22 protein-coding genes and 1 riboswitch are annotated in these 21,747 nt (G+C 68.5%); of the genes, 6 read left to right on the forward strand and 16 right to left on the reverse strand.

Annotation, left to right across the window (positions count from 1 at the left end; genetic code table 11):
• Positions 1–106: 106 nt before the first annotated feature.
• A complete protein-coding gene (locus L3Q65_RS32950) occupies positions 107–1,096 on the reverse strand; it encodes a serine/threonine-protein kinase (RefSeq protein WP_182895779.1) in 990 nt (329 codons plus the stop codon).
• A 63-nt stretch (positions 1,097–1,159) separates the two neighbouring features.
• Positions 1,160–3,709: an ATP-dependent Clp protease ATP-binding subunit gene (locus L3Q65_RS32955; protein WP_182895780.1), complete on the reverse strand. Its 2,550-nt coding sequence runs from the start codon at positions 3,707–3,709 to the stop codon at positions 1,160–1,162.
• Between the two features lie 371 nt (positions 3,710–4,080).
• On the opposite strand from L3Q65_RS32955, the gene L3Q65_RS32960 reads away from it, so the two are divergent.
• Positions 4,081–4,896 carry a (2Fe-2S)-binding protein gene (locus tag L3Q65_RS32960; protein ID WP_237597481.1) on the forward strand — a complete coding sequence of 272 codons (816 nt, stop codon included), beginning with the start codon at positions 4,081–4,083 and terminating at the stop codon, positions 4,894–4,896.
• Positions 4,897–4,914: 18 nt separating this feature from the next.
• Here the strand turns inward: L3Q65_RS32960 and L3Q65_RS32965 are convergent, their stop codons facing one another.
• Positions 4,915–5,484 carry a TIGR03086 family metal-binding protein gene (locus L3Q65_RS32965; RefSeq protein ID WP_237597482.1) on the reverse strand — a complete coding sequence of 190 codons (570 nt, stop codon included), beginning with the start codon at positions 5,482–5,484 and terminating at the stop codon, positions 4,915–4,917.
• 67 nt (positions 5,485–5,551) lie between these two features.
• Between L3Q65_RS32965 and L3Q65_RS32970 the strand changes: the two genes are divergently transcribed.
• Entirely contained in the window at positions 5,552–6,379 is an 828-nt protein-coding gene (locus L3Q65_RS32970; protein WP_182895783.1) for a helix-turn-helix domain-containing protein, read from the forward strand.
• A 139-nt stretch (positions 6,380–6,518) separates the two neighbouring features.
• Here L3Q65_RS32970 and L3Q65_RS32975 read toward each other — a convergent pair whose 3' ends face one another.
• Together L3Q65_RS32975 and lysS are read right to left on the reverse strand one after the other, a co-directional pair.
• Positions 6,519–6,872 (reverse strand): Lsr2 family protein, encoded by a 354-nt coding sequence (locus L3Q65_RS32975; RefSeq protein WP_009084272.1) that lies wholly within the window; start codon positions 6,870–6,872, stop codon positions 6,519–6,521.
• Positions 6,873–7,034: 162 nt separating this feature from the next.
• Complete coding sequence (gene lysS / locus L3Q65_RS32980; RefSeq protein ID WP_182895784.1) at positions 7,035–8,543, reverse strand: lysine--tRNA ligase; 1,509 nt, start codon at positions 8,541–8,543, stop codon at positions 7,035–7,037.
• An 82-nt stretch (positions 8,544–8,625) separates the two neighbouring features.
• Here lysS and L3Q65_RS32985 point away from each other — a divergent pair, with 82 nt between their 5' ends.
• Both L3Q65_RS32985 and L3Q65_RS32990 read left to right on the forward strand, forming a co-directional pair.
• Positions 8,626–9,390: a class I SAM-dependent methyltransferase gene (locus tag L3Q65_RS32985; RefSeq protein WP_237597483.1), complete on the forward strand. Its 765-nt coding sequence runs from the start codon at positions 8,626–8,628 to the stop codon at positions 9,388–9,390.
• Between the two features lie 49 nt (positions 9,391–9,439).
• A riboswitch (guanidine-III (ykkC-III) riboswitch) is annotated at positions 9,440–9,502 on the forward strand.
• Between the two features lie 33 nt (positions 9,503–9,535).
• A complete protein-coding gene (locus L3Q65_RS32990) occupies positions 9,536–9,850 on the forward strand; it encodes a multidrug efflux SMR transporter (protein WP_037808251.1) in 315 nt (104 codons plus the stop codon).
• Between the two features lie 3 nt (positions 9,851–9,853).
• Here the strand turns inward: L3Q65_RS32990 and L3Q65_RS32995 are convergent, their stop codons facing one another.
• Positions 9,854–10,705: a sigma-70 family RNA polymerase sigma factor gene (locus L3Q65_RS32995; protein ID WP_237597484.1), complete on the reverse strand. Its 852-nt coding sequence runs from the start codon at positions 10,703–10,705 to the stop codon at positions 9,854–9,856.
• Between the two features lie 141 nt (positions 10,706–10,846).
• On the opposite strand from L3Q65_RS32995, the gene L3Q65_RS33000 reads away from it, so the two are divergent.
• Positions 10,847–11,581, forward strand: coding sequence for an SDR family oxidoreductase (locus L3Q65_RS33000; RefSeq protein ID WP_237597485.1), 735 nt, complete (start codon positions 10,847–10,849; stop codon positions 11,579–11,581).
• Here L3Q65_RS33000 and L3Q65_RS33005 read toward each other — a convergent pair.
• The 7 genes from L3Q65_RS33005 to L3Q65_RS33035 form a co-directional block, all read right to left on the reverse strand.
• Positions 11,578–12,351 carry a type III pantothenate kinase gene (locus L3Q65_RS33005; protein WP_182895787.1) on the reverse strand — a complete coding sequence of 258 codons (774 nt, stop codon included), beginning with the start codon at positions 12,349–12,351 and terminating at the stop codon, positions 11,578–11,580. The two genes, L3Q65_RS33000 and L3Q65_RS33005, sit on opposite strands and share 4 nt — an antisense overlap.
• Before the next feature lie 43 nt (positions 12,352–12,394).
• Entirely contained in the window at positions 12,395–12,889 is a 495-nt protein-coding gene (gene panD, locus L3Q65_RS33010) for an aspartate 1-decarboxylase (RefSeq protein ID WP_182895788.1), read from the reverse strand.
• Between the two features lie 12 nt (positions 12,890–12,901).
• Positions 12,902–13,810: a pantoate--beta-alanine ligase gene (gene panC, locus L3Q65_RS33015; protein ID WP_237597486.1), complete on the reverse strand. Its 909-nt coding sequence runs from the start codon at positions 13,808–13,810 to the stop codon at positions 12,902–12,904.
• A complete protein-coding gene (locus L3Q65_RS33020) occupies positions 13,807–14,709 on the reverse strand; it encodes a Rossmann-like and DUF2520 domain-containing protein (protein ID WP_237597487.1) in 903 nt (300 codons plus the stop codon). The genes panC and L3Q65_RS33020 overlap by 4 nt, the downstream gene beginning before the upstream one ends.
• 259 nt (positions 14,710–14,968) lie before the next feature.
• Entirely contained in the window at positions 14,969–16,075 is a 1,107-nt protein-coding gene (locus L3Q65_RS33025; protein WP_037808268.1) for a PrsW family intramembrane metalloprotease, read from the reverse strand.
• Between the two features lie 603 nt (positions 16,076–16,678).
• A complete protein-coding gene (locus L3Q65_RS33030; protein ID WP_237597488.1) occupies positions 16,679–18,550 on the reverse strand; it encodes a DUF6779 domain-containing protein in 1,872 nt (623 codons plus the stop codon).
• A 69-nt stretch (positions 18,551–18,619) separates the two neighbouring features.
• Complete coding sequence (locus L3Q65_RS33035) at positions 18,620–19,072, reverse strand: DUF3180 domain-containing protein (RefSeq protein WP_182895792.1); 453 nt, start codon at positions 19,070–19,072, stop codon at positions 18,620–18,622.
• A gap of 70 nt (positions 19,073–19,142) precedes the next feature.
• On the opposite strand from L3Q65_RS33035, the gene L3Q65_RS33040 reads away from it, so the two are divergent.
• Positions 19,143–20,081 carry a MerR family transcriptional regulator gene (locus L3Q65_RS33040; protein ID WP_370648138.1) on the forward strand — a complete coding sequence of 313 codons (939 nt, stop codon included), beginning with the start codon at positions 19,143–19,145 and terminating at the stop codon, positions 20,079–20,081.
• Between the two features lie 14 nt (positions 20,082–20,095).
• On the opposite strand, the gene folK is transcribed toward L3Q65_RS33040, so the two are convergent.
• The 3 genes from folK to folP are packed head-to-tail and all read right to left on the reverse strand — an operon-like array spanning position 20,096 to position 21,745.
• The gene (folK, locus tag L3Q65_RS33045; protein ID WP_182895794.1) at positions 20,096–20,590 is read right to left on the reverse strand and encodes a 2-amino-4-hydroxy-6-hydroxymethyldihydropteridine diphosphokinase; all 495 of its coding nucleotides are present in this window, start codon (positions 20,588–20,590) and stop codon (positions 20,096–20,098) included.
• Positions 20,587–20,946, reverse strand: a complete 360-nt coding sequence (gene folB / locus L3Q65_RS33050; RefSeq protein WP_037808275.1) for a dihydroneopterin aldolase — start codon at positions 20,944–20,946, stop codon at positions 20,587–20,589. The genes folK and folB overlap by 4 nt, the downstream gene beginning before the upstream one ends.
• Positions 20,939–21,745, reverse strand: coding sequence for a dihydropteroate synthase (gene folP, locus L3Q65_RS33055; protein WP_182895795.1), 807 nt, complete (start codon positions 21,743–21,745; stop codon positions 20,939–20,941). The genes folB and folP overlap by 8 nt, the downstream gene beginning before the upstream one ends.
• Positions 21,746–21,747 lie beyond the last annotated feature (2 nt).

The raw sequence follows: 21,747 nt of genomic DNA on the forward strand, positions 1-21,747 counted from the left end.
CCGCCGAAACACGGTTGCCAAGCTAAGTGACCATGACGCCGACCAGCCGCGACCTCGTGAGTGGCAATCCCGGTTAGAACCGCGATTGCCACTCACGACCGACGCGCTACCCAGCGAAAAGCGTCGCCGGAAAAGGCGTCTCCCGGTCCTCCAGCAGCCGCCCGTAAAAGTCGTTCATCGCCACCGCCACCGCAGCATGGCGAGCCACCACCTCGGCGACCGGCGACGGCAACGCAAGCTCCCCGGCAGCCGCCTGACGGACCGCGGCCAAGCGGCTCTCTCGGTCCCAGGTTCCGCACACCTCGGTCACCAGCCAGTTCACCAAATACATCGACCCATAAGCCCGGTCATGCCCCGCATTCAGCTCCGCGAACGCCACCTCCTGCGCAGTCAGATCGAACCGGCGCGCGAACGACAGGCCGAAATCGGTCAGGACGAACCGATCGCCGTCGGTCAGGAAGTTTTCGAAGTGGTTGTCGAAGTGCAGGACTCCCTGCGCGCGAAGGAACGAGAGCGTATCGGCGATCTGCGACGCAAGGCGCTCAACCTGATCCAGACGGCCAGGCAGCCACCGATGCACATTGGCCGGAAAATACTCGCAGAACAAAACCACGCTCGACGACGCGTCCCGCAATTCCGTGAGCCGCCTGCGGACCGCATCAGAACCGCCCCAGTACTCGACGTCTTCCTCCAGCGGGCGATCTGGCACCCGTCCCGAAGGAACCGGCAGGATCCGCCAATGGTGCAGTAAAGGGAAGTTCTCGCACTGACCACTCAGGACCCAGCCGTTAGCCATGACGTGCAGCGCCAGCTCCCGCCAAGCCGATCCCTCCGGCGAGCCGAGGCCGTAATGGCAAAAGGCAGGCAAGCCATACAGATTGGCCGTGGAATGCGGATGCCGCCGCTCCAGCGCGGTAAGCGGCACCCGCTTCGCGAAGACCGGGACCCCGTCGACATCCAGCCGGGCACCGGTGCCGCCGATACCCTCGGACACCACGTCAGCGGATTCCAGCCGCTCGGCGAGCTGACGGTCGCTCAGCAGCGAAAGCGCGGTGCTCGCCGTGGCGTGGCGCGAGATTCTCGAAGAAGACCCCATCACCCGACAATAGAGAAAAGGGCGGCTCCCCAACCTGGGAGCCGCCCTTTTTCTTTACTTAGCTCACTCGTTCTCGGACTCGCCGTTCTCGGCGGCTCCGATGCTCACCGGCGGAGCGTCGGGAACCGAAGACGGACGCTTCTCCCCGCGGAAGGTGAAGTGCGCCTCGTCGTCGCGGTCCTCGGTGTTGCCGCTCCAGCCTTCGACGTCGACCACGATGATCTGACCCGGCTCGACCTCGCCGAACAGGATCTTCTCCGACAGCTGGTCCTCGATCTCGCGCTGGATCGTGCGACGCAGCGGCCGGGCGCCGAGCACCGGGTCGAAGCCGCGCTTGGCCAGCAGCGCCTTCGCCTTCTCGGTGAGCTCGATCTCCATGTCCTTGGCCTTGAGCTGCGTCTCGACCCGGCCGATCATCAGGTCCACCATCTGGATGATCTGTTCCTGGTTGAGCTGGTGGAAGACGATGATGTCGTCGATCCGGTTCAGGAACTCCGGGCGGAAATGCTTCTTCATTTCCTCGTTGACCTTCTGCTTCATCTTCTCGTAGCGGTTCGTCGAATCCGCTCCGGAGGAGAAGCCGAGGCTCACGGACTTCGAGATGTCCGAGGTGCCCAGGTTCGAGGTGAAGATCAGCACGGTGTTCTTGAAGTCGACCGTCCGGCCCTGGCCGTCGGTGAGCCGACCGTCTTCGAGCACCTGCAGCAGGGTGTTGTAGATCTCCTGGTGCGCCTTTTCGATCTCGTCGAAAAGCACCACCGAGAACGGCTTGCGCCGCACCTTCTCGGTCAGCTGCCCGCCCTCTTCGTAGCCGACGTAGCCCGGAGGGGCACCGAAGAGCCGCGAAGCGGTGTAGCGGTCGTGGAACTCGCCCATGTCGATCTGGATGAGCGCGTCGTCCTCGCCGAACAGGAAGGACGCCAGCGCCTTCGACAGCTCGGTCTTACCGACACCGGACGGACCGGCGAAGATGAACGAACCGGACGGGCGCTTCGGGTCCTTCAGACCCGCACGCGTACGGCGGATCGCCTGGGAGACGGCCTTGACCGCGTCCTCCTGGCCGATGATGCGCTTGTGGAGCTCGTCCTCCATGCGCAGCAGCCGGGTGGTCTCCTCCTCGGTGAGCTTGAACACCGGGATGCCGGTCCAGTTGGCCAGCACCTCCGCGATCTGCTCGTCGTCCACCTCGGCGACGACGTCGAGGTCGCCGTCCTTCCACTGCTTCTCGCGCTCGCCCTTCTGGCCGAGGAGCTGCTTCTCCTCGTCGCGAAGGCGCGCGGCCCGCTCGAAGTCCTGCGCGTCGATCGCGGACTCCTTGTCCCGGCGCACGTCGGCGATCTTCTCGTCGAACTCGCGCAGGTCCGGCGGCGCGGTCATCCGGCGGATGCGCATCCGGGCGCCGGCCTCGTCGATCAGGTCGATCGCCTTGTCCGGAAGGAACCGGTCGTTGATGTAGCGGTCGGCCAGCGTGGCGGCCGCGACCAGCGCCGAGTCGGTGATCGAGACGCGGTGGTGCGCCTCGTACCGGTCGCGCAGGCCCTTCAGGATCTCGATCGTGTGCTCGAGCGACGGCTCGCCCACCTGGATCGGCTGGAAGCGGCGTTCCAGCGCGGCGTCCTTCTCGATGTACTTGCGGTACTCCTCGAGCGTGGTCGCGCCGATCGTCTGCAGCTCGCCGCGGGCCAGCATCGGCTTCAGGATCGAGGCCGCGTCGATCGCGCCCTCGGCGGCGCCCGCGCCGACGAGCGTGTGCAGCTCGTCGATGAACAGGATGATGTCGCCGCGGGTCTTGATCTCCTTGAGCACCTTCTTCAGGCGCTCTTCGAAGTCGCCGCGGTACCGCGAACCGGCGACCAGCGAGCCGAGGTCGAGGGTGTAGAGCTGCTTGTCCTTGAGCGTCTCGGGCACCTCGCCCTTGACGATGCTCTGGGCAAGGCCTTCGACGACGGCGGTCTTGCCGACGCCCGGCTCGCCGATGAGCACCGGGTTGTTCTTGGTCCGGCGGGACAGCACCTGCATGACCCGCTCGATCTCCTTGCCGCGCCCGATGACCGGGTCGAGCTTGCCCTCGCGGGCGAGCACGGTCATGTTGCGGCCGAACTGGTCGAGCACCAGCGAGGAGGACGGCGTGCCCTCGCCGCGGCCCGAGCCGCTCTCGGCGGACTTCTCGCCGGTCTGGTAGCCCGACAGGAGCTGCAGCACCTGCTGGCGGACCCGGTTGAGGTCCGCGCCCAGCTTCACGAGCACCTGGGCGGCGACGCCCTCGCCCTCGCGGATCAGGCCGAGCAGGATGTGCTCCGTGCCGATGTAGTTGTGGCCGAGCTGCAGCGCCTCGCGCAGCGACAGCTCCAGCACCTTCTTCGCCCGCGGCGTGAACGGGATGTGCCCGCTCGGCGCCTGCTGGCCCTGGCCGATGATCTCCTCGACCTGCTGGCGCACGCCCTCGAGGGCGATGCCCAGCGACTCCAGCGCCTTGGCGGCGACACCCTCACCCTCGTGGATCAGACCCAGGAGGATGTGCTCGGTGCCGATGTAGTTGTGGTTGAGCATCCGGGCCTCTTCTTGGGCCAGGACGACCACCCGCCTCGCGCGGTCGGTGAACCTCTCAAACATGCGCACTCCCTCGACTGCTGCGTCGGCGGCCCGTAACCTCCGCGGATCGCGTCCGCGGCGGACAGCACCGTGAGACCACTCTAGTAGCCAAGCGGTCGCGCTTGCGTACCACTAGGGCTTCTGGCGGCCCGTTCGCACCCGGACGGCGACCCGGTCGGTCACCGCTGTTCATCCGGTTGCGCTGCACCTTTACTCCCTCACGAACGTACGGGACCGGATCAGGATTCCGCCCCGGCACCCCTGTCCGCTCAGCGCGAACACCCCCGCGCGTCCGGGTGGTCTCACTCCTTGACCACCCGATTGGCGCAATCTCGAGCCGTATGTAAGGTTAGGCACACCTAATGCATACGGCCGGAACGGGAGGTGGCCCGGTGAACCCGCAGCGCTCGCGCGACGACGCCCGCGAGATCGGCGACGGTCTCGAGTCCTCCCTGCTGCGCACCAGCGCCCGGTACGAACTGCGCCGCGACGTCCCCGAGGGCTGGTTCCGCTGCGCTGACCTCCTGGAACAGCCCGAGCTGTTCGTCGAATGGCGGTCCCGGCTGACCGACTGGCTCCTTGACCAGCACGGCGCGGCACCCGCGCGCACGGCGGCCAGCTACGTGATGTCGTGGTACCTGTACGTCCCCGCGTACGTGGGCGCGTTGCTGCTGCACCACGAGCGCCGGGTGCCGTCGCTCAAGCCGGAGCAGCTCGCGTTTGGTCTCGGCCCCGACCGGCCGCATCCCGAGGGCATGGCCGTGCTCGGCGACGCCTTCTACTGCCTGCCCACCGACCCGGGCGGCGTCCGCCCGGAGGCCACCGTCGTACGCGACGAGCGCGCGCTTGCCGCGGTGCTGCGCGCGCAGTTCGTCGGTCACGCTGCCCGCTTCGTCCGCGCCTACGCGCCTGGCACCCGGCTCGGCCGCCGCATGCTCTGGGCGGCCGCCACAGACGCGTTGGACGGCGCGCTGTGGCGGGTTGGCCGGCAAGGCGGGACAGCCGAGGCCGAAGGCGCTGGCGTCGCGGATGCCGCGCTGGTGCTCGACGCGCAGTATCGCCCGCTGACCTCGGCGTCCACCTTGCGGATGGCGGTCAACGACGACGGATATCGGGTTTGGGAACGGCGGCGAGAGAGCTGTTGCTTCTCCTACCTCCTACCCGGCGAAGCGGAATGCGAAAGCTGTCCGCGCATCTGCCCCCGATGATCTCCATCGAGTGGAATTTCAGGCGTATGGGTCCCGGCCCGTCGCGCCCAGCGCCCGATGCAGCACCGGTGCGGTTTCCGGCACCGCGACTTCCGGACCGAAAACGCCGCCCTTGCGGGCCTCTTCGCCCATCCCCGCCGCGAACGCGAGGACGACTTCGGCGGTTTCGTCCGGACAGTTCAGCTGAGTGCCGCTCGCCCGCGTGAGGTCCCAGGCGTGCACGACCAGTTCGCCGAGCACCATGTCCCCGACGACCGCGGCGGGCAGCTCGGAGCCGCCGAAGGTGATGGTGCCGGTCCACGCTTCCGGCGGAGCGAGCGCGGCGAGCACGTCGTCGGTCATCGCTTCCAATGCCTTCGGCCAGTCGTCCCCGACGAGGGACGCCTCGGCCTCGCTCGGCGCGGGCGGTTCGTAGGGCTCGTGCCGGATCGCGGCGGCGAGCCACGGACCCCAGTAGAGAAGGTGGTTGAGCAGGCCGCGAACGTCGTACTCGGCGCATGCGGTGGGCGCGGTCAGCGACGGGGCGGCCGCCGCGACGCGCCGCAGTTCGGCGGCGGCGGGGGCGAGCAGTCCGGAGTGATTCGACATGCACCCAAGCCAACCACGCAGCACGGCGGCCGTCTTGAAATTACGCGACGCTCTACTGTTTTCAGCCATGCGGCGGATCCCGAGCGGCATCCTCAACGAGCGGACGGCTCGCACCAAGTTCACGCTGACCCGGCATCCGCCCGCCCCGGAACTGCGCGATTTCGTGGAACACCACTGGATCCTGCGCTGGGACCTGACCGAACCCCACGACCAGCACGTGCTGCCCAATCTGTCGGTGCACGTGACGTTCTTCCCCGGCGCGTGCGGGGTTTACGGTCCGGCGCACCAGCTTTTCACGCACCGGCTGCACGGACGCGTGCACGGCATCGGGGCCAGGATCCGGCCCGGCTGCTTCCGCCCGTTCCTCGACGCCCCGGTGCGCACCCTCGCCGATCGCGCGGCGGACGTGGCCGAGGTCTTCGGGCCGGCCGCCGCGGCCGCGGAAGAATCCATCCGGAATGCGCGGACGGACGAGGAAATGATCACTGCAATCGACAACTTGCTGATCGCACGCCGCCGTCCCATTCCGCACGCGCCCCGGACGGCCGCGGAGGCAGTGGAAACAATCGCCGCGGATCCGGGGATCACCAGGGTCGCGGAACTGGCGGCGGCACTCGGACTGTCGGTCCGGGCAGTGCAGCGGTTGTTCGCCGAGCACGTCGGAACAACGCCGAAGTGGGCGATCCGGATTTACCGCCTCAACGAAGCCGCGCGGTTGCTCGCCGCACCGATCCCGCCGGATTACGCAGATCTGGCGACTCGGCTGGGCTATAGCGACCAACCTCACTTCATCCGCGATTTCGCCGCAGTGACCGGAACCCCTCCCGCGGAGTACGCCCGTTCCGCTCGCCGGCTGATGTCGAGCACGCCGGACGGCGCAAAGCCGGGAAACTAATGCGGAACGCCAAACGGCCGCCGGGAATGTTCCCGACGGCCGTTTGGCGTGCAGTGCGCGAAGACTCGGTCTCCGCCGCGGTGCGTTCTCCCGGTTCGCTAACCGGAGGACCGCATCCGCGAGTTCCGGAAATGCCCGGTCAGTTCTTCTTGTGGTAAGCCTCGACGACCTCCGACGGGATGCGCCCGCGGTCGGAAACCTGGAAACCGTTCTTGCGGGCCCACGCGCGAATCGCCTGGTTCTGCTCGCGGTCGACCGCGGCCGGGCGGGCCGGGGACTTGCCGCCCGCGACCGGACGCAGCGGCGCGCGCTTGCGGCCGCCGGCGCGGCGAGCGTGCTCGACATACTGTGCGAGCGCGTCGCGCAGCTCCTCGGCGTTTTCGCCCGACAGGTCGATCTGGTAGCTCACACCGTCCAAACCGAACTCAACGGTCTCTTCCGCCTCACTGCCGTCGAGGTCGTCGACCAGAGAGACCAGCACCTTCTGTGCCATCTGATTCCTCCTGCGGGGCTTACCCGAATGATCTGGCTACATGATCTGGTTTCGGGGCAAGCCCCGAGCTACAGAAGTCTTTGACACCCATATTAATACCCGCTTGCCCCGCCGTAGGCAAATCCGCATTGAGAAAATCCGACCGTGCGGCGGGGCCGCGAGCTATTCAGGCCGTACGAGCGGGAAGAGGATCGTCTCCCGGATACCGAGCCCGGTCAGTGCCATGAGCAGCCGGTCGATCCCCATTCCGACCCCGCCGCTCGGCGGCATTCCGTACTCGAGCGCGCGGAGGAAATCCTCGTCGAGACGCATGGCCTCGCTATCCCCGGCGGCCCCGAGCCGCGCCTGTTCGGTGAGCCGCTGCCGTTCCACCACTGGATCCACCAGCTCGGAGTATCCGGTCGCGAGTTCGAAACCGCGCACGTACAGGTCCCACTTCTCGGCCACGCCCTCGCGGCTGCGGTGCTGCCGGGTGAGCGGAGAGGTCTCGAGCGGGAAATCCCGGACAAATGTGGGTTCGTGCAGTCCGTCGCCGACGAGATGTTCCCACAGTTCTTCGACGAGTTTGCCGTGCGCTAGCTTGGGATCCACCTCGATCTCGCGCGCCGCGGCGATCTTGTGCAGTGCTTCGGCCGGAGTATCCGGCGTCACTTCCTCGCCGAGTGCTTCCGAGAGCGACTCGTACATGCCGAGTGTCGTCCATTCGCCGGAAAGGTCGTACTCGGTTCCGTCGGCGAGAGTGACGACCTGGGTGCCGAGCACGTTCTCCGCGGCCTCCTGGATGAGTTCGCGGGTCATCACGGCATTCGTGTCGTAAGTGGCGTACGCCTCGTAGTACTCCAGCATCGCGAACTCCGGCGAGTGCGAGGAGTCGCTGCCCTCGTTGCGGAAGTTCCGGTTGATCTCGAAAACCTTCTCGATCCCGCCGACCACACAGCGCTTGAGGTACAGCTCCGGCGCGATGCGCAGGAACAGATCGAGGTCGAAGGCATTGGAATGCGTGACGAACGGCCGGGCCGCGGCACCGCCGTGCAGCGTCTGCAGCATCGGCGTCTCGACCTCGGTGAATCCCCGGCGGTGGAACGACTCGCGCAGCGAGCGCATCACGCCGGAGCGCGTGCGCACCACGTCGCGCGCCTTCGGCCGCATAATCAGATCGACATAACGCTGGCGGATTCGCGTTTCCTCGGCCAGCTCCTTGAACGCCACCGGCAGCGGGCGCAGCGACTTCGCCGCGATCTGCCAGCTGTCGGCCAGCACGGAAAGCTCGCCGCGCTTCGAGGTGATCACCTCGCCGTGCACGAATACGTGATCGCCGAGATCGACATCGGACTTCCACGAAGCGAGAGACTCGGGCCCAACCTGCGCGAGGCTCAGCATCGCCTGCAGTTCCGTGCCGTCGCCCTCACGAAGAGTGGCGAAACACAGTTTGCCCGTATTGCGGAGAAACATGACGCGACCGGTGACGCCGACCGACTGACCGGTGCTGGTGTCGGCTTCGAGACCGGAATGTTCGGCACGGATCTGCGCGAGAGTGTGCGTGCGCGGAACCTCTACCGGGTAAGGATCGGCGCCCTCCGCGATTATCCGGTCGCGCTTGTCCCGGCGCACCCGCATCTGTTCGGGCAGGTCGTCATCGGGCAGTGCGTCGGACGCGGGGAATTCGGTCATGGCCATAGCGTACGAACACGCTGGTGAACCGCGTCAACCGGATTCCCCTTCCGGGGCACTCACGGTATTAGGGTGGTTACTCGTGAGCGATCCCGGCACTGATGCGGAACTGCACGCCCGGCGGGCTTCTTCGTTCGGGGACCAGGCGAGCGCCTACGCCCGGCACCGGCCGGACTATCCGCGGGCGGCACTCGAATGGGGCATGTCCGGAGCAAACCGACCGGTACGCGACGTGCTGGACCTCGCGGCGGGCACCGGAAAACTCACCGAGGGTCTGGCCGCTCTCGGCCGCTCGGTCACGGCGGTGGAACCCGATCCGGGCATGCTCGCCGAACTGTCCCGGCGGCTTCCGGCCGTCCCCGCGCTGCTCGGCAAGGCCGAGGACATCCCGCTGCCGGACGAATCGGTGGACGCGGTGTTCGTCGGACAGGCCCTGCACTGGTTCGACTTGGCACCGGCGTTCGCGCAGATCCGCCGGGTCCTGCGGCCGGGAGGGGCCGTGGTGGCACTGTGGAATCACGAGGACGAATCCGTGCCGTGGGTGCTCGAATTCGCCCGGCTGGTCCGCACCGGCATCAGCCGCGGGTTCGCCGATTCGGAGCAAACGCTGCGTGCGGACGGCTTCGGTCCGTTCGAACAGGACCGGTTCGCGCACACGCACCGGCGCTCGATCGATTCGCTGCTGGCGACCGTGGCCACGCATTCGCATCTGCTGATCGCGTCCGAGCAGGACCGCGGCCAACTGCTCGCGCAAGCCCGCGCTTACCTGGAAACTGTTCCGGAGACCGGAACAGGTGAATTCGATTACCCGCTGGTCACCACTGTTCTACGGGCTCGCCGGAGTTGAGCGGCGACCGAAATCACCACCTCGCTCCGGCTCCGGAGTGCTAATTTCGGAAGCGGCGGTGCTCCCGCCCCGGACGAGCGCGTCGTACCCGGTGACGACAAGACGGCGCAGTGAACGCATCCGTCACTGCGAAAGGTTCTTGATCATGGCCTGGCTCGTTCTCGTCGTTTCCGGATTTCTCGAAACCGTGTGGGCCGCGGCGCTCGGCGCCTCGAAAGGCTTCAGCAGGCTCTGGCCGAGCGTGCTGTTCGGCGGCGCACTGCTGCTCAGCATGTCCGGCCTCGCGTATTCCTTGCGCGAAATTCCGCTCGGCACCGGGTACGCGGTGTGGGTCGGCATCGGCGCGGTGGGGACCGCGGTGTACGGGATCGTCGCGATGAACGATCCGCTCACCGTCGGCCGGATCACCTGTCTCGTGCTGATTGTCGCCGGGGTCGTCGGGCTGAAACTGTTCCACTGATCTTCAGCCGAGCGCGATCTCCAGCCCGCGCAGCCGCTCCGGCGCGGAAATCACGTCGATCCCGGTAATCCGGTCGCCGTCGAAAACGAACGTGAGGACCACGGCCAGCCGCCCGCGCGGGGCGAGCACCAGCCCGGGAACGCCGTCGACCACCGCGACCTGCGTGCTGCGCGCGACTTCCGAAGCGAGCAGCGCGCCCTTGCTGACCGCTCGGACGCCGCGTAGCACCACGGGTGCCGCGCCGGTGTCCGAGTGCAGCACGACGTCAGGGTCGAGCACCTTCAACAGTCCCGCGAAGTCTCCCTCGCGAGCAGCGGCCAGGTACGCCTCGACGACTCCGCGCCGCTTGCTCGCATCGGCCGGCCCGGCTTCGCCGCCACGCACCCGGCGGGCCCGGCTGGCCAACTGCCGGACAGCCGCCGGACTGCGGTCCAGGATGTGCGCGATGTCCTCGAAGGGCACGGTGAACATGTCGTGCAGCACGAACGCGATCCGCTCGGCCGGGCCCAGAACGTCGAGCACCACCAGCATCGCCAGGCCGACGGAATCGGCCAGCTGGGCTTCTTCGGCGAGGTCCGCGCCGTCGTCGCGGCGGTCGAGCGGGAACGCGTCCAGCGAATCCTCGCGGCGGCGTTCACGCGTGCGCAACAGGTTCAGGCACACCCGGGCCACCACGGTCGTGAGCCAGGCAGGCAAATTCTGCACTGCGGAAATGTCGGCGCTGTCGACGCGCAGCCAGGCTTCCTGCACCGCGTCGTCGGCCTCGGCAAGCGAGCCGAGCATGCGGTAAGCGACCCCGCGCAACCGCGGCCGCTCTTCCTCGAATCGGGCCGCGAGCAGCGCGCGAGCATCCACCTGTCACCCCTCCCCCGCCCCACCGCCAGCCTCGACGGAGCGGGCAAGCCGGGCTGTCACATTTCGGCCACGGGCGGGTTCATCCCAGTAGGACACCCCCAGTGCCCAAGCCCAGCGGCACTGTACCCGGAAGGAATTGTCATGACGACGATCTTGGTCACCGGCGGCACCGGAACTCTCGGCAAGCTGGTCGTTCCCGCTCTCGGCGACGCGAAGGTGCGCATCCTCAGCCGCACCGCGAACGGCCCCGGCCGGTTCGCTTGCGACCTGATGACCGGCGAAGGCCTGGCCCCCGCGGTCGACGGCGCCGACGTGGTCGTGCACCTCGCGGGCGGTCCGAAGGGCGACGACGTGGCGACGGCGAACCTGGTCCGCGCTGCCGAACGCGCCGGGGTCGGCCACCTGGTTTTCATTTCGGTGATCGCCGCGGACGCGGTGCCGCTCGGCTATTTCCGCCGCAAGCACGAGGCCGAAGAGCTTGTCGCGGCGTCGGAGGTGCCGTCGACCATCCTGCGCGCGGCCCAGTTCCACGGTTTCTGCCTCAATGCCGTGCAGACAGCGGCGAAACTGCCGGTCGTGCCGGTTCCCGCGATCAATTTCCAGCCGGTCGACGCACGGGAAGTGGCCGAGCGGATCGCGCGGCTGGCGCTCGGCGACCCGGCCGGGCGAGTTCGGGATCTGGCCGGGCCCACGGTGTACGGCATGGGCGAGCTGGTCGACAAATATTTGCGGGCTAGCGGGCGGCGACGGCTGAAAATGCCGGTGCGCATTCCCGGCGCGGCCGGAAAGGTCTATCGCGCGGACGGCAACCTCAACCTCGACGCGGACACCGGCACCCGCACTTTCGAGGATTACCTCGCCGAGCAGTTCGGCTAACGCACATTCCGTTCGTACACCAGCCGCAGGCCGAGCAGCGTCAGGTCCGGCACGTGCTCCTTGATCGTCTCGGATTCGCCCAGCACCAACGGGGCGAGCCCGCCGGTGGCGATCACCGTGACCGGATCCGAGCTGTCGTGCTGCAATTCGCGCACGATCCGCCGGACGAGCCCGTCGACCTGACCGGCGAACCCGTACAGAATGCCGGACTGCAGGCACTCCACGGTGTTCTTGCCGATCACCGAACGCGGCGGGACGAGTTCCACCTTGCGCAACGCGGCCGCGCGAGCGGCGAGCGCGTCCACCGAGATCTCGATGCCCGGGGCGAACGCCCCGCCGAGGAATTCGCCCCGGGCCGAGATCGCGTCGACATTTGTAGACGTTCCGAAATCGACGACCACGCACGCGGTGGCGTGCAAATGGTGCGCGGCAAGGGTGTTCACGAGCCGGTCCGCGCCGACTTCCTTCGGATTGTCGACCAGCAGCGCGACGCCGGTGCGCACGCCGGGCTCGACCACGACCTTCGGCACCCGCGCGTAATAGCGGCCGAGCATCACCCGCAATTCGCGCAGCACCGCGGGAACCGTGGACAGCGCGCTGATCCCGGTGACCGCGTCGGCGTGCGGGCCGAGCAGCCCGCGCACGGTGAGCGCGAGTTCGTCCGCGGTCATCCGCGCGTCGGTGCGCATCCGCCAGTCACCGACCAATTCGGCGCCCTCGTAGAGGCCGAGCACGATATTGGTGTTGCCGACGTCGACAGTGAGCAGCAACGAGGTCTTCCTTACTGCGGCTCGCGACCGCCGCCGGTACAGGTCAGTTTTCGGCGTGCAGCAACGCGTCGAGCCGGCGCGCGTCCGCGGTTTCGGCCACCGGGAAGGTCATCGTGTCCTCTTCGGGCAGCGTGACCGTGCCGCTCAGCAGGCCCGATCCGTCCGGGGCGTGCGCCGGGTCGGTTCCGCGCTCGACGATCCGGTTGTAATCGTCCACAAAGATCACTCGCGGCCGGTACGCGCGCGCCTCCGCGTCGTCCATCTGCCCGTAGGCGATCAGGATGACGAGGTCGCCGGGGTGCACCAGATGCGCGGCGGCTCCGTTGATGCCGAGCACGCCGCTGCCGCGCTCGCCGGTGATGACATAGGTCTCCAGCCGCGCGCCGTTCGTGACATCCACAATGGACACCTGCTCGCCTTCGAGCAGATCGGCGGCCTCCATCAGGTCCTCGTCGACCGTGACCGAGCCCACGTAGTGCAGGTCGGCCTGGGTCACCGTGGCCCGGTGGATCTTCGATTTCAGCATCGTGCGATACATCGCAGACTCTCCCTATTCCCCTGCGTCCGGATCCCCGCTCGGATGTTCCACGGCTTTTCCGAGCAGCACTCCCGCGTTGTCGATCAGCCGGGTACTCCCCACCCGGGCAGCGACCAGCAACCGCGCCTCTCCATCGACGGGAGCCGGCCCCAAATCGGTTCCCCTCAATTCCAGGTAATCCACTTCCACCTGGGGACGGGCCTCGAGCGTCTTCCGCGCCATGTCCAGCACGGCGTCAGCTCCCTCCCGCCCGACGTACGCGCCGGCAGTCAGCGCGGCCGACAGCACCACAGCGTCTTCCCGCTGCTGCGGCGTCAGGTAGACGTTGCGCGAGGACAGCGCGAGGCCGTCCCGCTCCCGGACCGTCGGCACCCCGATCACGCGGGTGCCGATGTTCAGGTCTTCCACCATCTTCTTGATCAGCACCAGCTGCTGGTAGTCCTTCTCCCCGAAGAACGCGTAATCCGGCCGCAGCAGGTTGAACAGCTTCGCGACGACCGTCAGCACCCCGGAGAAATGCCCGGGCCGGGCAGCGCCCTCCAGCTCGTCGCCGAGGGGGCCGGGATTCACGGTGACCATCGCGTTGTCCGCGTACAGGTCCGAAGCCTTCGGTGTGAAGGCCAGTTCGACACCCGCTTCGGACAATGTCGCCAAGTCGGCTTCGAGCTGGCGCGGGTACGCCTCGAAGTCCTCGCCCTCGCCGAACTGCAACGGGTTCACGAAGATCGACGCGGCGACGACGGTGTTCGGCAGCCGCTTCGCACGGCGCAGCAACTCGCGGTGCCCGGCGTGCAGCGCGCCCATCGTGGGCACCAGCGCGACCTTCCGGCCGAGGCTGCGCAGCCCCCAGGTCACCTTGCTGATGTGCTCGGGCGGCTGGAACGTGTTGAGCGTTCCGCGCTGGAATTTCGGTGTCGTCACGGGGTCTGTCCTTCAGCGGGGTCGGCGAGAAGATCGGTCAGTTCGCCCGCGGCCGCGGGATCGAGCAGGCCCGCGGCGCGCGACCGTTCGGCCGTGCGCCGGGCCAGTGCCCGGTAGGCAGGGGCGATCTGCGGCGCCCGGTCCGTGAGCACGTCGAGGTGCTTGCGGACGGTGCCGAGATCACCACGCGGGACCGGTCCGGTGAGGGCGCGGTCCCCGTGGCGAAGGACATTGTCCAATGCCGCCGAAAGCAGCGGTGCGACGAGTCGTTCCGGATGCCCGATTCCGGCGTCGCGCAGGGTTTCGGTGCAGTCGGCGACCAGCGTCATCAGGTGATTCGCGCCGTGCGCCAGCGCCGCGTGGTACAGCGCCCGCGCGGATTCGGGAACCCGCACCGGTTCGGCGCCCATCTCGACGGCGAGCGCCTCGCCGACGTTCCACGCCGCGTCGTCGTCCGGCGCGGCGGTGACGCCGATGCTCGCCGCGACAAGACGTTCCAGGTCTTCCTCGCGGCCGGTGAAGGTGAGCACCGGATGCAGCGCGAGCGGCAGCGCACCGGCTTCCGCGACCGGCGCCAGCACGTCGATGCCGTGCGCACCCGAGGTGTGCACCACGATCTGGCCCGCCCGTACCGAATTCGTAGCGACCAGACCACGGACGGTGCCGGCGAGCGCGTCGTCGGGCAACGCGAGCAAGACGAGATCGGCTCTCCGCACGACCTCGTCGGGCGGCAGCAAGGGGACATCCGGCAGCAGCCGTTCCGCACGGTTCAGCGAAGCCGCGGACAGCCCCGAGGCGGCGACTACGGTGTGGCCTGCCCTGGCCAATGCCGCACCGAGGACACTGCCCACCCGGCCGGCGGAAACGACGCCCACGGCAAGGCGGGCCGGTCGGTTCATGGCGTGCGCCTGTGGACGCTCATGGCTCGAAACTCCTCATGTTCGTTCCAGTCCCGCTCTTTCGTCGCGGGTACCAGACGACGGCGCGAGAGTAGCCCCGCCCCGGCCGGATCGCGGTGCCTGGGTGACCAGCTTCACCCGGGGCGGCCAATCGCGCCCGTACCTTATTGGCGTTCCGCTTCTCGCGGTCGCCGTGCCCGCGAATCCCCCGGTGGAACGCCACTTTTGCCACGGTCGAGCTACCCCGGACGGGGAATGTTCACCGACTGTCGCGATTGTTCGCCAATCGCACAGCATCCGCCCGCGCGTCCCGCAGTGCCTGCAACAACTCTTCCTGCCGCTGCCGGTCCTGCTCGGTGCGCAACCGGGTACGCCGCAAGAATGCGAGCTCAGTCACGCTCGCCTGATATCGCCCCACCGCCCGAGCCGCCGCCCGCCCGGACTGCTTGCGTGCCTGCTTCCGCCACTGCCGCCGTCCAGGCAAACTGGCGAGCAACTCGATCTCCGACGGCGCGATCCACCGCGCAGCCGCCATCTTCGGCAGTGCGGCGGCGACGATCCGCTGTTCTCGCCGACGCTGCAACACGATCACGTAGATCGCGGCGATCAGCAGCGGCAGAATCACCAGGAAATACAGCGTGAGGAAGGACTTTCCGCCGTTGAGCGTGGCCGCCGCGTTCCAGAGCGCGTGCAGGAACACTCCGGCGAGATACCCGGCCAGCGGCGCGAGAATCCGAACCCACCGCTGCGCGTACCGAGCCGCGATCCCGAATCCGATGCCGGTCATCGCGGTGAACAGCGGATGCGTGAACGGCGAAAGCACGCCCCGCACGAGGAAAGCGGCGAGCACGCCAGAGCTGGTCCCGTTGCCGAAGCCGTGGTCAGCGAAGGCGCGGCCGAAGTAATAGATGTTCTCGGTGAAGGCGAACCCGGCGGCCGCGAAACCCGCGTAGACCACGCCGTCGACGATCCCGTCGAATTCCTCGTTGCGCCGCCAGAAGATCAACAGGACGAAAACGCCCTTCGCGGCTTCTTCGACCAGCGGCGCGGAGACGAGCGCACTCACCTTGCTGCCATTGCCACCGCCGAGAAGCAGATCACCGAACGCCTCGGCCCCGGTATTGATCAACAACGCGGTAACGGTGGCAATGCAAGCGCCCCAAGCGAAAGCGATCAGAAGCAGCTTCGCCGGCTCCGGTTCCCACCGATCGACCCAGAGCAACCCAGCGACCACCACGCCCACCGGCACCAACGCAGCGACCACCCCGATCGCGACCGCCAGCCACCCGACGCGCGCGGTCGCGAGCCCGAAGAGAAAGAGCCCGCACAACGCCACGACGATCAACCCGAGCACCGGAAGGAGCACGGTGAGGTGCCGAGAACGAGAGCCCGTGGCCGCAGACCCAGGCGGCGTGGCAGAAAGGGTGCCGTTCACGAGCGGTCACCATACGCAGGCCCCCCAAGGGATGCCGGTTGGACGCACCGGTTTCAGCCCACCGCGCGATGCCGCCCGCGCCCCTCGTCCCCCGCCCAGAAGTCCGCGAGGGCCACCCTCACTGACTCTGATTCCCTCACGACCCTCCACCAGCCGTGAGAGGCCCCTTCACGACCCTAGATTCCCTCAAGGAGCCCTTCACGGACCGCCGCCCCCCGCCCGCCGGGATGCGCCCCAATGTGGCATTGGGTGCGCCAGACGCACCGAACGCCACATTGGGTGCGTCACATGCACCCAACGCCACATTGGGGCGCAAGCCCCACCACCTACGACACCGCAGCCGACGCACCCAACCAGCGAGGCACCCAGCCCCTCCCCCAACCCCGATACAAAGCCGCCCTGCGGTTCGGGGGTGCTTGTCAAGGCATCTTTCCCGCCTTGACAAGCACCCCCGAACCGTCAGCACAATGGGCCAACGGGGTGCCCCACGCAACCCAAGACCGGGCCGATGTCGCCACCAGGCGACGAGCCAACTCAGTCCTCCGCCCGACGCCGCCGCCGAGGACTCCCCTCAGTCTTCCCATTAGCCGCAAGCAATTCAGTAACCGACCGCCCCGACGCGTGATGCCCCGAACCAGCCTCCTCAGCAGGCGCCTGCCAAGCAGGCGGTTCCCCCTCCGGCCGCCTCCGACGCCCACCGCCCGAAGCCGGAGCAGCCTCAGCCTCAGGCCGCCGACGCCGCCCCCCAGTCCCACTGCTCACCGAACTGCGAACCGACTCCGGCAATGTCGGATTAACCGCATCCGCCCCAGGAGCCCCATGCCGCCCAGTAGGCGTGTCCTCCGCCAACGGCGACAAATCCGACCGCGAGAACTGCTCCAACCGAGACGGAGCCCGAGTCTGCGACTCAACCGCGGTTTCCTTCTCCGGCACCGCCTTCTCCGCCTTCTTCGGCGCAGGTTCAGCATGTCGAGCAGGCTCAGCAGGCCGCGAAACCGCAGTCTGCTCAGCAGCGTCCGGCCGCTCCTCCCGCTGCGGCGCGGGCCGCGCCGCCAGCCGAGGCACCGCTCGCTCCTCCTTGACCGGCTCCGGCTTGCTCACCGGCGCGACAGTCCGAGTCGGCTGCGCCTCGGGCCGCCGAGGCGGCTCCGGCACGTCCTTCTGCGGCCGAGCAGCCCGCGGACCCACCGGCCCCCGAGGCTCCCGGACCCGCTCAGCCTCACGCGGCAACGGCTCAGTCACATTGCGCGCCCCAGGACCGTCCTGTTCAAACGGCTCCGGGATGACGTGCGACCCAGAGTCGCCCGCCGAACGACGCTCGGCTTCATACGGCTCCGGTGCCCGCTCACCGCGCGGTTTCGGCGCAGCCCCGCGAGGCCCTCGCTCAGCCTGCGGCTCCGGCGCACCGCCACGAGCGGACCGTCCGGCATGCGGTTCCGGTGCCCCGTTTCGCGGCTCCCGTGCGGCGAAAGCGTCTGCCACACTGGCGCGTCCCTCGTGCGGGCCCGAGTCGCCGCGGGGCACGAACGCCTCCGCCAGGTTGGCCCGCGGATCGCGACCGCCACGCGGAGCGGGACTGTCCGCTTCGACCTCGTCCTCGAACGGCTCCGGCCCGGCAGGCGGTTCCGGACGCTTCGGCTTGAGGCGCGGCATCTGCTGAGTACGCAGCTGAGTCGAACGGTCGTCATTCGGCCCGGAACCGTTCAATCCAGCGCTGATCGAGCCGTTCGCGCCGGAAGTCCCCTTGGCGCCATTGGTCTTCGCGGTCCCGTTCGCGGGCGTCCGGCGGCGCTCCGCGGGAGCCGCGTCGAGAACCCGGTCCATGAATTCGGTGGGCCGCTCCGGAACGTCGACCACCGGCTTCTTCGGAGCGAGCAGCTGAGCCGGTTTCTTGCCATTGCCGTTCTTGGTTTCCGAACCGGCCGAAACGAGCCGCTGCTCGTCGTTCAGCGCGCGCATCCGGGTCGCCTGCGCGGTGAGCGCGACGCGTTCGAGCAGCACTTCGCCGCCGAACAGCGATTGCAGGCTTTCGCGGAGCGCAGCCACTTCGGCACGCAGCGCATCCAATTCTTCGCGTGATTGTGCCTGCGCGGCCTCGCGCGTTTCCGTCTCGAGTTCGAGTTCGTACTCCCGCCGGGCCGCGATCTCGCGTTCCAGCTCGAGTTCGTATACCGCCTGCGCCTCGGCGACCGCGTCCTCGCTGTGCGCCGCGTTCTTGCGGGCCCGCACAGCCAGGAAGGCGCCGATCAGGGCAGCCCAGAGCGCCGCGACGATCCCGAGCCGGAGGTACCGGAGGTCGTCGCTGAGCACCAATGCGAGGGTGGCGCCGACGGCGAGGAGCAATCCGACGACAAGCCACGGCCTGCCAGGGCGGCGGCCGTGCGAGTCGTCACCCACGCCAGTCATGCCTGACACCGTACCTTCCGGTGATCCGAATGAGACCTAGTCGGTACTTCGAGCGGCGCCATCGAAGCGTTAACCGGTCGTTCCCCTGCGGTCCTCCGGTGGCGTCCGGCAGCAGTGTTCGAGCCACAAACCGGCAGCTACGAGCAGCGCCGACGACACCGTTCCGACCACCGCCGACTTGCTGTCGGAGACCGCCGCGACGAGTTCGTCACGTCGCGGGAAAACGTAGAGGAACGCGGCCAGCCAGCCGCCGCCGAGAAACGCTCCGGCCAGCGACGACGCCTTCGCCAGCGCCACCGCCCGCGCGATCCCGACCGCGTCGCCGTGCACCCGGCCCGACTTGATCCGCGACCGGATCGAGAGGGCCAAACCCGCCTCGGCGATCGCGAGCACCGCGAAGGTCACCCCGGCGAGCAACGGCAGCTGCGGCAGATCGCCGTAAGCGGCCTGGAACAGCACGTAGACCACGGCGAGGCCGAGGACCGCGGCCACGACCAGGTCCCGGGACCGCGTGAAGTGCATGGCTCCACCGTACCGAGCCCGTTCTGGCAGGCTTGACTCTCCAGCGACTGGAGACTCCACGATGCCTGACATGCCTGCCACCACGGTCTTCACGATCGGCGAACTGTCCCGGCGCACCGGGCTGCCGGTGAAGACCATCCGGTTCTACTCCGACGAGGGCCTGCTCCCGCCCACGCAGCGGACCGGCGCCGGCTACCGGCTGTACGACGCGCACGCGCTCGCCCGGCTGGAGCTGGTGCGGACGCTGCGCGAGCTGGGCATCGGCCTGCCCGACGTGTCCCGCGCACTGGCGCGCGAGACGACGGTGCGCGACCTGGCGACGAGCCACGTCGACGCGCTCGACGAGCAGATCCGGCGGTTGCGGCTGCGCCGCGCGGTATTGCGCGCGGTGCTGAAACGGGATTCCGAGCTGGAGGAAGTGAAACTGATGAATCGCATCGCCCAAATGCCAGACGAGGAACGCCGCCGTTTGGTGGAAGAGTTCTGGGCCGAAATGATGCAGGGGCTCGATGTCGATCCCGAGTTCTACGCGCGAATGCAATCGGCGAAACCGGATCTTCCGGATGATCCGACGCCGGAACAGCTGGAGGCCTGGATCGAGTTCGCCGAACTCGTGCAGGACCCCGGCTTCCGGCAATCCATCCGCACGATGAGCGAGCGGCATTCGGCCACGCGGGAAGCGGGAGAGTACGAGCAGCCGACCAAGGCGCAGCAGGAAAACTGGGCCGCCTGGATGACCGACGCCCGGTCCGCGCTCGACGCGGGCCACGCGCCGGACTCCCCGGCCGGACAGGCGCTGGCGGACGCGATCGCGACCGCCTCGGCCCGGCCGGACCAGGACCCGGCCGACCCGGCGGTCCGTTACAAGATGGCCGACGGAATCGCCGTCGGGGCGGATCCACGCGCCGAGCGGTACTGGCAACTGCTCGCGACCATCAACGGCTGGCCCGCGATCCCCAGCCGCCAGGAGGAAGTGCAGTTCCTGCTGGCGGCACTGCGGGCCTCGTAATCGGCTGGCCGGGCCTAAGACAAGGTCAGGTCGGGCCGCAAGACCACGCCCGCTCGGTCGGCTTCCGGCAACCGAGCGAGCAGGTCGGCGGCCCGGCCGTGCCCGGGAACCTCGGCATCCGGGTCGATCTCGAGCCACGGGATCAGCACGCTCGCCCGGTCCGGCGTCCCGGGGTGCGGCAGCAGCAGCTCCGGATCATCGGAGAGCACCCCCTGCACTGTCACTATGTCGACATCCAGCGTCCGCGGGCCCCAGCGCAACTCGCGCACCCGGCCCGCTGCCTGTTCGGCCGCCTGCCCGGCGCGCAGCCATGCCCAATGGTCGCGCGCCGGGTCGTCGACGATGCACAGCGCATTGAGGAAATCCGGCTGGTCTTCGACGCCCCAGGCTTTCGTCTCGTACACGCCGGACACCGCGACGAGCGCCGGGCGCACCGCGTCCACCGCGCTGCGCAAGTAACCGAGCCGGTCGCCAAGGTTGGAGCCCAGCGACAGGACCGCGCGGCTCACCGCTCCCGCCGGACGGTGACCGCGACGTCGTCGAAGGTCAGCGGGATCGGCGCGGAGGGCTTGTGCACGGTGACCTCGACGGCGGTCAGCCGGTCGTCGCGCATGACCTCGTCGGCGATCTTCCCGGCGACGCTCTCGATCAAGTCGTACGGCTCCCCGGCGACGATCCCCGCCGCCAGTTCGGCCAGCTCGCCGTAGTGCAGCGTCTTGGTCAGGTCGTCCGACGCCGCGGCGGGCCCGAGGTCGAGCCACGCGACGATGTCGATGCCGAATTCCTGTCCGTCGCGCTTCTCGTGGTCGAAGACCCCATGCCGGCCGAACACGCGCAGTCCCGTGAGCGTGATGCGGTCAGCCATCGGCCCGTCCTTGCTGCCAGGCCGCGGCCACCGCCACGGCGTCCAGTGAAGCTCCCACCTCGTGCACTCGCACGCCCCAAGCACCCGCAGCCGCGGCCAGCGCCGAGATCGACGCGGTGGCGACCTCGCGACCGTCCGGCGGCCTCGGCACGCCGTCCTTTCCAGACAGCAACCGGCCGAGGAAACGTTTGCGCGAAGCACCCACCAAAACCGGGAAACCCAACTCCAGCAACGAACCCAGTCCGTGCAGCAACGCCCAGTCGTGCTCGGCGTGCTTCGCGAACCCGAGACCGGGATCGAGCACGATCTCGCTTTCGGCGACCCCGGCCGCGATCGCCTCGTCGACCCGCTGCAGCAGCTCGCCGCGCACTTCAGCGACTACGTCGGTGTACGTGGCCAACGCGTTCATGTCCTTGCTGTGCCCGCGCCAGTGCATCAGCACCCACGGCACCTTGGTCTCCGCCGCGACCCGTCCCATCGCCGGATCGGCGAGCCCGCCGGACACGTCGTTGATCACCTTCGCGCCAGCCGCCACCGCAGCCTCCGCGACCGCGGCCCGCGTGGTGTCGACCGACAGCACGACGCCCTCGGAAGCCAGCTGCCGGATCACCGGCAAGATGCGCGCGGCCTCAGTCTCCGCGTCGACTCGCGAAGCGCCCGGCCGCGTCGATTCGCCGCCGACGTCGATCAGGTCCGCGCCGCGCGCCCACATCTCGCGCGCGTGCTCCAGCGCCTGGTCGAGATCGAGGTAGCGGCCGCCGTCGGAGAACGAATCCGGCGTCACGTTCAGCACGCCCATCA

The organism is Amycolatopsis sp. FU40, assembly GCF_021903635.1.
Classification (GTDB): domain Bacteria; phylum Actinomycetota; class Actinomycetes; order Mycobacteriales; family Pseudonocardiaceae; genus Amycolatopsis; species Amycolatopsis dendrobii.